This is a genomic window from Klenkia terrae (genome assembly GCF_900491935.1).
GTDB lineage: Bacteria > Actinomycetota > Actinomycetes > Mycobacteriales > Geodermatophilaceae > Klenkia > Klenkia terrae.
In genome coordinates, this window is record NZ_UEXK01000004.1 from 917,943 (window position 1) to 927,115 (window position 9,173).

The 9,173-nt window shown below is 75.1% G+C and carries 11 protein-coding genes and 1 tRNA gene; 5 read left to right on the top strand and 7 right to left on the bottom strand.

All coding sequences use genetic code 11. The annotated features are described in order from the left end of the window. Positions 1–627, top strand: a 627-nt coding sequence (locus tag LFA75_RS04715) for an MFS transporter (protein ID WP_404820928.1), incomplete at its 5' end; no start/stop codon positions are given. After that, positions 620–1,204: a histidine phosphatase family protein gene (locus tag LFA75_RS04720; RefSeq protein WP_225232535.1), complete on the top strand. Its 585-nt coding sequence runs from the start codon at positions 620–622 to the stop codon at positions 1,202–1,204. The genes LFA75_RS04715 and LFA75_RS04720, both read left to right, overlap by 8 nt. Before the next feature lie 7 nt (positions 1,205–1,211). On the opposite strand, the gene LFA75_RS04725 is transcribed toward LFA75_RS04720, so the two are convergent. Continuing rightward, entirely contained in the window at positions 1,212–2,273 is a 1,062-nt protein-coding gene (locus LFA75_RS04725) for an EAL domain-containing protein (RefSeq protein WP_225232536.1), read from the bottom strand. Between the two features lie 181 nt (positions 2,274–2,454). Between LFA75_RS04725 and LFA75_RS04730 the strand changes: the two genes are divergently transcribed. Further along, positions 2,455–3,075 carry a TetR/AcrR family transcriptional regulator gene (locus LFA75_RS04730; protein ID WP_225232537.1) on the top strand — a complete coding sequence of 207 codons (621 nt, stop codon included), beginning with the start codon at positions 2,455–2,457 and terminating at the stop codon, positions 3,073–3,075. Positions 3,076–3,160: 85 nt separating this feature from the next. Here LFA75_RS04730 and LFA75_RS04735 read toward each other — a convergent pair whose 3' ends face one another. From LFA75_RS04735 to LFA75_RS04760, 6 genes are read right to left on the bottom strand one after another with little or no spacing between them, the layout of a single operon-like run. Next, a complete protein-coding gene (locus LFA75_RS04735) occupies positions 3,161–5,377 on the bottom strand; it encodes a heavy metal translocating P-type ATPase (protein ID WP_225232538.1) in 2,217 nt (738 codons plus the stop codon). Then, on the bottom strand, positions 5,374–5,580 hold the full coding sequence (locus LFA75_RS04740) for a heavy-metal-associated domain-containing protein (RefSeq protein ID WP_225232539.1): 207 nt from the start codon (positions 5,578–5,580) through the stop codon (positions 5,374–5,376). Before LFA75_RS04740 ends, LFA75_RS04735 begins: the two co-directional genes overlap by 4 nt. A gap of 25 nt (positions 5,581–5,605) precedes the next feature. After that, a complete protein-coding gene (locus LFA75_RS04745) occupies positions 5,606–5,899 on the bottom strand; it encodes a metal-sensitive transcriptional regulator (RefSeq protein ID WP_225232540.1) in 294 nt (97 codons plus the stop codon). Between the two features lie 30 nt (positions 5,900–5,929). Further along, positions 5,930–6,424, bottom strand: coding sequence for a DUF427 domain-containing protein (locus LFA75_RS04750; RefSeq protein ID WP_225236007.1), 495 nt, complete (start codon positions 6,422–6,424; stop codon positions 5,930–5,932). 21 nt (positions 6,425–6,445) lie between these two features. Then, the gene (locus LFA75_RS04755; RefSeq protein WP_225232541.1) at positions 6,446–6,676 is read right to left on the bottom strand and encodes a DUF3618 domain-containing protein; all 231 of its coding nucleotides are present in this window, start codon (positions 6,674–6,676) and stop codon (positions 6,446–6,448) included. A gap of 51 nt (positions 6,677–6,727) precedes the next feature. Then, the gene (locus LFA75_RS04760; protein WP_225232542.1) at positions 6,728–6,976 is read right to left on the bottom strand and encodes a hypothetical protein; all 249 of its coding nucleotides are present in this window, start codon (positions 6,974–6,976) and stop codon (positions 6,728–6,730) included. A 51-nt stretch (positions 6,977–7,027) separates the two neighbouring features. Here LFA75_RS04760 and LFA75_RS04765 point away from each other — a divergent pair. Both LFA75_RS04765 and LFA75_RS04770 read left to right on the top strand, forming a co-directional pair. Continuing rightward, positions 7,028–7,108, top strand: a tRNA-Leu gene (locus LFA75_RS04765). Between the two features lie 92 nt (positions 7,109–7,200). Beyond that, positions 7,201–9,173 (top strand): glycosyltransferase (locus LFA75_RS04770; protein ID WP_225232543.1); only part of this gene is annotated, 1,973 nt, incomplete at its 3' end.

Here is a 9,173-nt window from a genome sequence, read left to right on the forward strand (position 1 = left end):
GGCCAGGCACCGCCGCCCCCGCCCCCCGCCGCCGACACCCGACCGGTCTGGCGGCAGCCCGCGGTCTGGGGCCTGACGCTGGCGTTCGCGGCCCAGGCCTTCAGCTACTACGGCGTGACCGCCTGGCTGCCCACGCTGCTGGCCGACGAGCAGGGGCTCACGCGCAGCGCCGCCGGGGTGAGCAGCTCGCTGTTCCAGGTGTTCGCCGTCGCCGGCGCCTTCGCCGTCCCGGCGCTGGTGGCCTGGTGGCGGCGACCGGCGGCGGTGCTGCTGGCCGTGACGGCCACCTGGGCCACGCTCCCGATCGGGCTGCTCGCGGCGCCGGGGCTGTGGCCGCTGTGGTGCGCGTTGGCCGGGGTCGCCCAGGGCGGGGGCCTGACGGTGGTGTTCATCGCGATCGTGGCCCGGTCGCGCGACCTGGCCGAGAACCGGCGGACCTCGGCCATGGTGCAGGGCGGCGGCTATGCCGTCGCCGCGACCGGACCGCTGGTGGTCGGGGCGGTGCACGACGTCTCCGGCAGCTGGACCCTGCCGATGCTGGTGGTGCTGGGTGCGATCGTGGTGATGGCGGTGGCCGGCGGACTGTCCGCCGGGGGCCGCCCGAGGGAGGGGACCGCAGGTGGGTGAGATCGTCGTCGTCCGGCACGGGCAGACCGAGTGGAGCCTCAGCGGGCAGCACACGGGGGTGACCGACCTGCCGCTGCTGCCCGAGGGCGAGACGCAGGCCCGGGCGCTGCGCGGCCCGCTGGCCGGTCGCTCGTTCGTCGAGGTGCGGGTGAGCCCGCGCGAGCGGGCCCGGCGCACCGCGGAGCTGGCCGGGCTGCCCACCGACACCGTGGACCCCGACCTCGTCGAGGTCGACTACGGCCGCTGGGAGGGCCGCACCACGCCGGAGATCTCGGCGGAGCTCGGTCGCACCTGGTCGCTGTGGACCGACGGCACCGAGCCCGGCGACACCCCGGGCGAGACGCTGGCCCAGGTCGCGGCCCGGTGCGACCGGGTGCTGGACCGGGTCCGCCCGCTCCTGGCCGACGGCGACGTCGCCCTGGTCGCGCACGGCCACGTGCTGCGCATCCTGACCGCCCGCTGGCTGCGGCTGGAGCCGACCGCCGGTGCGCTGTTCGCCCTGCACGCCGGGTCGTTCGGCACCCTGGGCCACGAGCACGACCGCCCGGCCCTGACCGGCTGGAACCAGGCCGGCTGACCGGGCCTCAGCCCGCCAGGAGCTCGGCGGCGGGGCGGGCCGGTCGGCCGAACAGCCAGCCCTGGCCGAGGTCCACGCCGAGCTGACGGGCCTGGTCGGCGCGGGCCTGGGTCTCGACGCCCTCGGCGACGACCACGGCGCCCAGGGAGTGCGCCAGCTCCACCAGGCCACCGACCACGGCCCGGGCCGCGGCGCTGTCCAGCCGGTTCACCAGCGCCTTGTCGAGCTTGACGACGTCCGGCCGCAGCGCCGAGACCAGGGCCAGGCTGGACCAGCCGACCCCGACGTCGTCCAGGGCCACCCGCCAGCCCTGGGCGCGGTGGTGCTCCAGGACGGCCAGCAGGTGGCCGCGGTCGCGGGCCGCGTGCGCCTCCACCACCTCGAAGACCAGCTGCGCGGGCGCCAGGCCGGCGTCGCGCACCGCCTGCTCGGTGCCGGCCAGGCAGACCTCGGGCCGGTAGACCGCCTCGGGGCTGCTGTTGACGAACAGGTCGGCCGGGCCCAGCCAGGGGGCGGCGCCGGCGATGGCCGCCTCGCGGGCGAACCGGTCCAGCCGGTCCCCCCACCCCGCGGCGGCCGCCAGGAAGAACAGGTCCCCGCCGCCGACCTCGCGGCCGTCGACCCGGCCGCGCAGCAGCGCCTCGTAGCCGGTGGTGCGGCCGTCGGCCAGGTCCACGACCGGCTGGTAGACCGGGTAGAGCTCGGCCTCGGCCAGCAGACCGACCTCCGCGGTGACCCCGCGCCGGGCCAGCTCCACCGACAGGGTCGGGGCGGCCATGAGCCCGGCGGCGAAGGCGATGCCGTCGTCGTCCCCGGGGTCGGCGGCGACCCGGACGGCGTCGGTCTCGGCGGTGCTGAGGTCCAGCGCGAGGCGGGCCAATAGCCGGTCGAACCGGCGGGCGTCCAGCGGGCTGCTGTCGTCGACGACGTCGACCAGCCCGGCGACGAGCTCGGCGTTCAGGCCCAGGTCGGTCGCGGCGCGGGCGACGATCGGCAGCACGGGCTCGACCTGGCTGGCCAGCAGCAGCCGGGACACCCGGCCGGGCAGCGGGAAGTGCGGGTGGTCCACCAGGTGTCCTCCGCCCTCTCCTCCGCCGCGTCCGGTCACGTCCGCCCGAGCATCGCCCAGGACGACGGCGCCGCGGGCCAGGCGCGCGGCGGGTCGATCCGACCGCCGAGTACCGGAACTGTCCCGAGTTGCCTCGGGCACAACCAGACGGTCCAAGACGCAACGGTCTAAAGTCTTGGGCATGGCAACACCCACGCTCCAGCAGACCGGGCGTCCCAACCGCGGTGGACGGCCCCGTGACCCGTCCCGGGACGGCGTCATCCGCGCCGCCATCCTGCGCCTGCTCGCCGAGGTCGGCTACAACTCGCTGACCATGGACGCGGTCGCCGCGGAGGCCGGGGTCGGCAAGGCCACGATCTACCGCCGGTGGCGCACCAAGTCCGACCTCGTGGTCGACACCATCGCCGAGATGAACCGGGCGGAGACCCCGACCCCGGACCCCGGCAGCCTGGCCGGCGCCCTGCGGATGCTGCTGTGCTCCCTGGTGGCTGTGGTCACCGGGCCGACCGGCGCGGCGTCGCTGTCGCTGCTGTCCCCCCTGCCGCACCAGCCGGCACTGGCCGAGGCCTTCCGGTCCGGCCCGCTGGCCCAGTGGCGCGGCGCGCTGGCCGAGGTCTGGGAGCGCGCCGAGGCCCGCGGCGAGGTCGGCGGGGGCACCGCGCACTCCGCGGTCGCCCAGGCCGCCTCCGGGCTGGTCGTGCAGCGGTGGCTGCTGACCGGCGAGCCGCTTAACGACGCCTACGTCGACATGATCCTGGAGACCGTCGTCCTGCCCCTGGCCCGGTCGACAGCGCAGGCCTGACCCCCGGCGGCCCGGCCGCCCGCACGGACCGACGCACCCGTCCTCTCCCCCCGGAGGGCGGGTGCGTCTCCGTGCGCCGGCGCGGTCAGAGCGCGGTGAACCGCCGCAGCCGCAGGCTGTTGGTGACCACCAGCACCGAGGACGCCGCCATGGCCAGCCCGGCCAGCAGCGGGTTCAGGTAGCCCAGCGCGGCCAGCGGCACCAGGGCGACGTTGTAGCCGAAGGCCCAGCCCAGGTTCACCTTGATGGTGGCCAGCGTCCGCCGGGACAGCCGGACGGCGTCGGCGGCGGCCGAGAGGTCGGCCCGCACCAGCGTCACGTCGCCGGCCTCGATGGCCACGTCCGTGCCGGTGCCCATCGCCAGGCCGAGGTCGGCGCGGGCGAGCGCCGCGGCGTCGTTGACGCCGTCGCCCACCATCGCCACCACACGGCCCTGCTCCTGCAGCCGCGCGACGACGTCGACCTTCCCCGCGGGCAGCACCCCGGAGACGACCTCGCCGGCGTCGGGGTCCAACCCGACCTGCCGGGCGACCGCGGCCGCGGCGCCGGCGCTGTCACCGGTCAGCAGCACCGGGGCGAGCCCGAGGTCGCGCAGCGCGGCGATGGCCGCGGCGCTGGTCGGCCGGACGGTGTCGGCCACGACCAGCACGGCGCGCACAGCGCCGTCGACGACCACCAGGACGGCGGTGCGCCCGGCCTCCTCGGCGTCCGCGACGGCCGCGGCGAGATCGGCGGGCACCGGCTCGGCACCGGTCCGGCCGACCCGCACCCGGTGGCCCTCCACGGTCCCGGTCACCCCGGACCCGGCCGCGTTCGCGAAGTCCTCGACCGCGGGCAGCGGACCCGGGTGACCGGCCACGACCGCGCGGGCCACCGGGTGCTCGGAGGCGGCCTCGACCGCGGCGGCCAGCCGGAGCGCGTCGGCGTCGCCGACCACCTCGACCAGCGACATCTGGCCGGTGGTCACGGTGCCGGTCTTGTCCAGGACGACGGTGTCGACCGTGCGGGTGGACTCCAGCACCTCGGGGCCCTTGATCACGATGCCGAGCTGCGCCCCGCGGCCGGTGCCCACCAGCAGCGCGGTGGGGGTGGCCAGGCCCAGCGCGCACGGGCAGGCGATGACCAGCACGGCGACGGCGGAGGTGAAGGCCGCCGACACGTCGCCGGTGAGCAGCAGCCAGGCGGCCAGCGTGCCCAGGGCGACGACCAGCACGACCGGCACGAACACCGCAGACACCCGGTCGGCCAGCCGCTGCACCGGCGCCTTGCCGCTCTGCGCCGCGGTGACCAGCCGGCCCAGCGCGGCCAGCGTGGTGGCCGCGCCCACCCGGTCGGCCTCGACGACCAGCCGGCCACCGGCGTTCACCGACGCCCCGGTGACCCGGTCGCCGGGGGCGACCTCCACCGGCACCGACTCCCCGGTCAGCATCGACACGTCGACCGCCGAGGAACCGGAGACGACCACCCCGTCGGCGGCGACCTTCTCCCCGGGCCGGACGACGAACCGGTCGCCGACGGCGAGCTGGTCCACCGGCACCCGGACCTCGACGCCGTCGCGCAGCACGGCGGCGTCCTTGGCACCCATGGCCAGCAGTGCCCGGAGCGCAGCACCGGACCGGCGCCGGGCGCGGGACTCGGCGTACCGGCCGGCCAGCAGGAACACGGTGACCGCGCTGGCCACCTCGAGGTAGATCTCGCTGCTGCCGGCCCCCTGCTCGGCGAGCAGGTGGAACTCCATCCGCATGCCCGGGTCGCCCGCCCCGCCCAGGAAGAGGGCGTACAGCGACCACAGGTAGGCCGCGACGATGCCGATCGAGACCAGGGTGTCCATCGTGCTCGCGCCGTGCCGGGCGTTCACCGCCGCGGCCCGGTGGAACGGCCAGGCTCCCCAGACCGCGACCGGGCTGGCCAGGGTGAGGGCCAGCCACTGCCAGTAGTCGAACTGCAGGGCCGGCACCATCGACAGCACGAGCACCGGCAGGGCCAGCGCGGCCGAGACCAGCAGCCGCTGCCGCAGGTCGCGGTCCTCGTCGGGCTGCTCGTCGTCCGCGTCGTCCTCGGGGGCGGCGTCCGCCGGCAGGGTCGCAGTGTAGCCCGCGGCCGCGACGGTGGCCAGCAGGGTGTCGGTGTCCACGGCGGCCGGGTCGAAGCGGACGGTGGCCGCCTCGGTGGCGTAGTTGACGCTGGCCTGCACGCCCTCGACCTTGTTGAGCTTGCGCTCGATCCGGTTGGCGCAGCTGGCGCAGGTCATCCCGGTGATGTCCAGCCGCACCTCCTCGGGCGCGGTGCCGGCGGCGGTCATGCCGTGGTGGCGGCGTACCCGGCCTCCGCCACGGCCGCCTCGACCTGCTCGTCGGTGACGTCGTCGCCGGTCACCCGCAGCGCCCCGCTGGCCAGGTCGACCTCGACGGCGGTGACGCCGGGGAGCTCGGAGACCTCCTCGGTGACCGAGGCGACGCAGTGCTGGCAGGTCATCCCGGTGACGGTGTACTCGGTGGTGGTCATGCTGGTGCCCTCCTGGGGATCGCGGTCAGGACCGGACGAGCCGGGCGATGGCGGCGGCGGCCTCGGCGATCTTCGCGTCGGCGGCCGCGCCGTCGTCCTCGGCGCTGCTGGCCACGGCGTGCCGCACGCAGTGCCCGAGGTGGTCGTCGAGCAGCCCCAGGGCGACGGCCTGCAGGGCCTTCGTCGCCGCGGACACCTGGGTGAGGACGTCGATGCAGTACGTGTCCTCCTCGACCATGCGGGAGATGCCCCGCACCTGGCCCTCGACGCGCTTGAGCCGCGCCAGCACCTGCTCCTTGTTGCCCTCGTAACCGGCCATGCCGACGAGGGTACCCCTAGGGGGTAGGGGTTACCACCCGCGCGTGCCGGCCTCGCCCTTGAACGGGCCGACGACCTCGTCGGTGATCCAGCCGCCGTAGAAATCACCGGCCTGCGACCGCACGACCTCGCCGTCCACCGTCGCCCGGTCGAGCTTGGACGGGTAGAACGCGACCGCGCCCCGCAGGTGGCGGTAGCCCTCGGTGGGGTTCTCGTAGGACCAGCCGACGGCCGGGTGCCGGACGCCGTCCACCACGGCGTCCCAGTAGGTGGCCACGCCCTTCCACTCGCACCAGCTCGCGCCGTCGGCGCGCTGGAGCACCCCGTCGGCGATGTCCTCGCGGGGGATGTAGAACACCGGCGGGTGGCTGGTCTCGCAGACCCGCGCGGCGCGGTCCGTGCTGGCCAGCACCGCGCCGCCGAGGACGGCCTCGACGCGGCGGGGGGTGACGTCGGCCGACGGCGGGCGCGGGTAGTCCCAGACGGACTCCTGCCCGGGGCCGGTGGGGTCGGGACGGGGATGCATCACCGGCCCGAGTGTGCCCGCCTAGCGGTTGCGGTGCCGGACCTTCTGCACCACGACGAAGGTGACGAACAACCCGGCCGCGGCGAGGGTGGCCTGGCCGGCCGGCGTGGTGAGCCAGTGCTGCACCCGCTCCTTGGCCTGCGTCTGCAGCCGGCCTGGGCTGACCCGGTGCGCCACCTGGTCCAGCGTGGCCGCGAGCGACTCACGGGCGGCGTCGATCTCCTGCTGGATCTGCTCGGGGCTGCGCGGCACGGGCACAGCCTGCCACGTCCGCGCCCGCCCCACCTGGGCAGGCGGCGGCGCTCAGCCCAGCTGGTCCATCACCTCGGCCCGGAACTGCGCCATGAACCGGTCCCGGGTCACCCCGCGCCGCTCGGCCTCCCGCTCGCACAGCATCGCGACCACCAGCGACGACTGCCGGACGACGTCGGCGCGGAGGTCGTCGTCCAGGCCGCCCAGCACGCGGGCCCAGGCCGCCCAGTCGCCGTCCCCCGCCGCCTCCGCCAGCTCCAGCACGATCCCGAACCTGCGCAGGGCCTCCAGGTCAGCCATGCCCCGACCGTAGCCGCGGGGGCCGCGGCGGCCTCCTAGACTCCCCTCCGCGCGGGAGTGGTGTAACGGCAGCCACGCCAGGTTTAGGTCCTGGTGCCTTCGGGCGTAGGGGTTCGACTCCCCTCTCCCGCACGTCCCCTCACCCGCACCGCGCCGTCACCCGGTCGGGTGACACCCGGGTGACCTCGCTGGGGTGAGCCCGGCGCGCTGCCGAAGGCCCTGGTGTGACCACGGGACTGCAGCACGGCGCACCCGCGGCCCCGGCACGCCCGGCCGTCGCCGAGAAGCGGCTCGGCGACGTGCTGGTCGGCAACGGCACCATCACCACCGCGCAGCTGGCCCAGGGGCTCGCCCAGGCCCGCCGGATCGACGAGCCGCTGGGCTCGGTGCTGCTGGCCAAGCAGTGGATCACCCGCCGCCAGCTCTACGTCGCCCTCGCCGAGGTGTGGGGCACCGAGATGGCGTTCGTCGACCCGGTCGAGGTCGACCCGGACCTGGCCCAGCTCTTCCCCTACCCGCAGCTGGCCCGCGAGATGTGGGTGCCGCTGCGCACCGAGCGCACCCCCGACGGCGAGCTGCAGGTCGTGGTCGCCTCCTCCGGTCGCCCCGGCGAGCACGTCGAGCGGGAGGTCCGCGAGCGCACCGGCATCCAGCGGGTGCACCAGCTCGTCACCACCGACTGGGACGTGCAGCGCGCCCTGCGCACCGTCTGGCGCGACGAGGTCGTCCACGAGGCGGTGTCCTCGCTGGCCGAGCGCCGCCCCGAGGAGTCCGCCTCCACCGTCTTCACCTGGCCCCAGGTGGCCAGCGCGGTGGTGGCGGCCCTGGCCGTCGTCCTCGGGCTGGTGCTGGACGCCTCGACCACCGTCGTGGTCCTGCTGGGCATCATCAACGTGACCATCGGGCTGGCGGTCGGCGCCAAGGCGCTGATCAGCACGGTGGGCACCGCCTCCGAGACCGTCGAGCAGGTCACCGACGCCGAGGTCGCCGCCCTCACCGACGCCGAGCTGCCGCGCTACACGATCCTCGTCCCGGTCTACAAGGAGGCCGGGATCGTCGGCCTGCTGATGAAGAACCTGTCCTCGCTGGACTACCCGCGGGAGAAGCTGGAGATCCTGCTCCTGCTGGAGGAGGACGACCCGGAGACCCTGCAGGCCGCCCTCGCCGCGGCCCCGCCGGACATCGTGCGGATCCTGGTCGTGCCGCACTCCCTGCCCAAGACCAAGCCCCGGGCCTGCAACGTCGGGCTGTCGTTCGCCCGCGGCGACCTGGTGGTCATCTACGACGCCGAGGACCGGCCCGACCCCGACCAGCTGAAGAAGTCGGTGGTGGCCTTCGCCAAGGGCGGCACGGACCTGGTCTGCGTGCAGGCGGCGCTGAACTACTTCAACGCCGAGGAGAACCTGCTCACCCGCATGTTCACCCTCGAGTACTCCTCGTGGTTCGACTACACGCTGCCCGGCCTGGACGCGATGCGGCTGCCCATCCCGCTCGGCGGGACCAGCAACCACTTCCGCGCCGACATGCTGCGCGAGCTCGGCGGCTGGGACCCCTTCAACGTCACCGAGGACGCCGACCTGGGCGTGCGCGCCTCGGCCCGCGGTGGCCGCGTCGCGGTGGTCAACTCGACCACCTACGAAGAGGCCAACATGGCCGTGGGGAACTGGCTCCGCCAGCGCAGCCGCTGGATCAAGGGCTACATGCAGACGTTCCTGGTGCACAGCCGGCACCCGGTCCGGCTGGTCCGGGCGATCGGCCTGCGGCAGGCGGTCGGGTTCCTGCTGACCATCGGCGGGACGCCGGCGACCTTCCTGCTCACCCCGGTGCTGTGGGTGCTCTTCATCCTGTACCTGGCCTTTCCCCGCCAGTTCAGCCCGGCGCTGCCGCCGTGGCTGGAGTACGTGAGCCTGGCCAACCTGCTCATCGGCAACGGGCTGATCGTCTACCTCAGCCTGCTGGCCGGCTTCAAGCGGCGCACCTACGGCCTCGTCGCGTACGCCCTCCTGTCCCCCCTCTACTGGATGCTGCACTCGATCGCCTCCTACAAGGCGGCGTGGCAGCTGGTCACCAAGCCCTTCTACTGGGAGAAGACCGAGCACGGGCTGACCAGCCACACCCAGGACGCCGGGGACGACGACGCGGCCGACGCCGCGGCGACGACCCGCCCCGCGGAGTCCGCACCCGCGCTCGTCACCAC

Coding starts and splice junctions, on each gene's coding strand:
- LFA75_RS04735 (WP_225232538.1), bottom strand. CDS start 5,377: ATGACCGCCGCCGGCACCGCGCCCGAGGAGGTGCGGCTGGACATCACC.
- LFA75_RS04750 (WP_225236007.1), bottom strand. CDS start 6,424: ATGCATCCCCGTCCCGACCCCACCGGCCCCGGGCAGGAGTCCGTCTGG.
- LFA75_RS04745 (WP_225232540.1), bottom strand. CDS start 5,899: ATGGCCGGTTACGAGGGCAACAAGGAGCAGGTGCTGGCGCGGCTCAAG.
- LFA75_RS04740 (WP_225232539.1), bottom strand. CDS start 5,580: ATGACCACCACCGAGTACACCGTCACCGGGATGACCTGCCAGCACTGC.
- LFA75_RS04730 (WP_225232537.1), top strand. CDS start 2,455: ATGGCAACACCCACGCTCCAGCAGACCGGGCGTCCCAACCGCGGTGGA.
- LFA75_RS04760 (WP_225232542.1), bottom strand. CDS start 6,976: ATGGCTGACCTGGAGGCCCTGCGCAGGTTCGGGATCGTGCTGGAGCTG.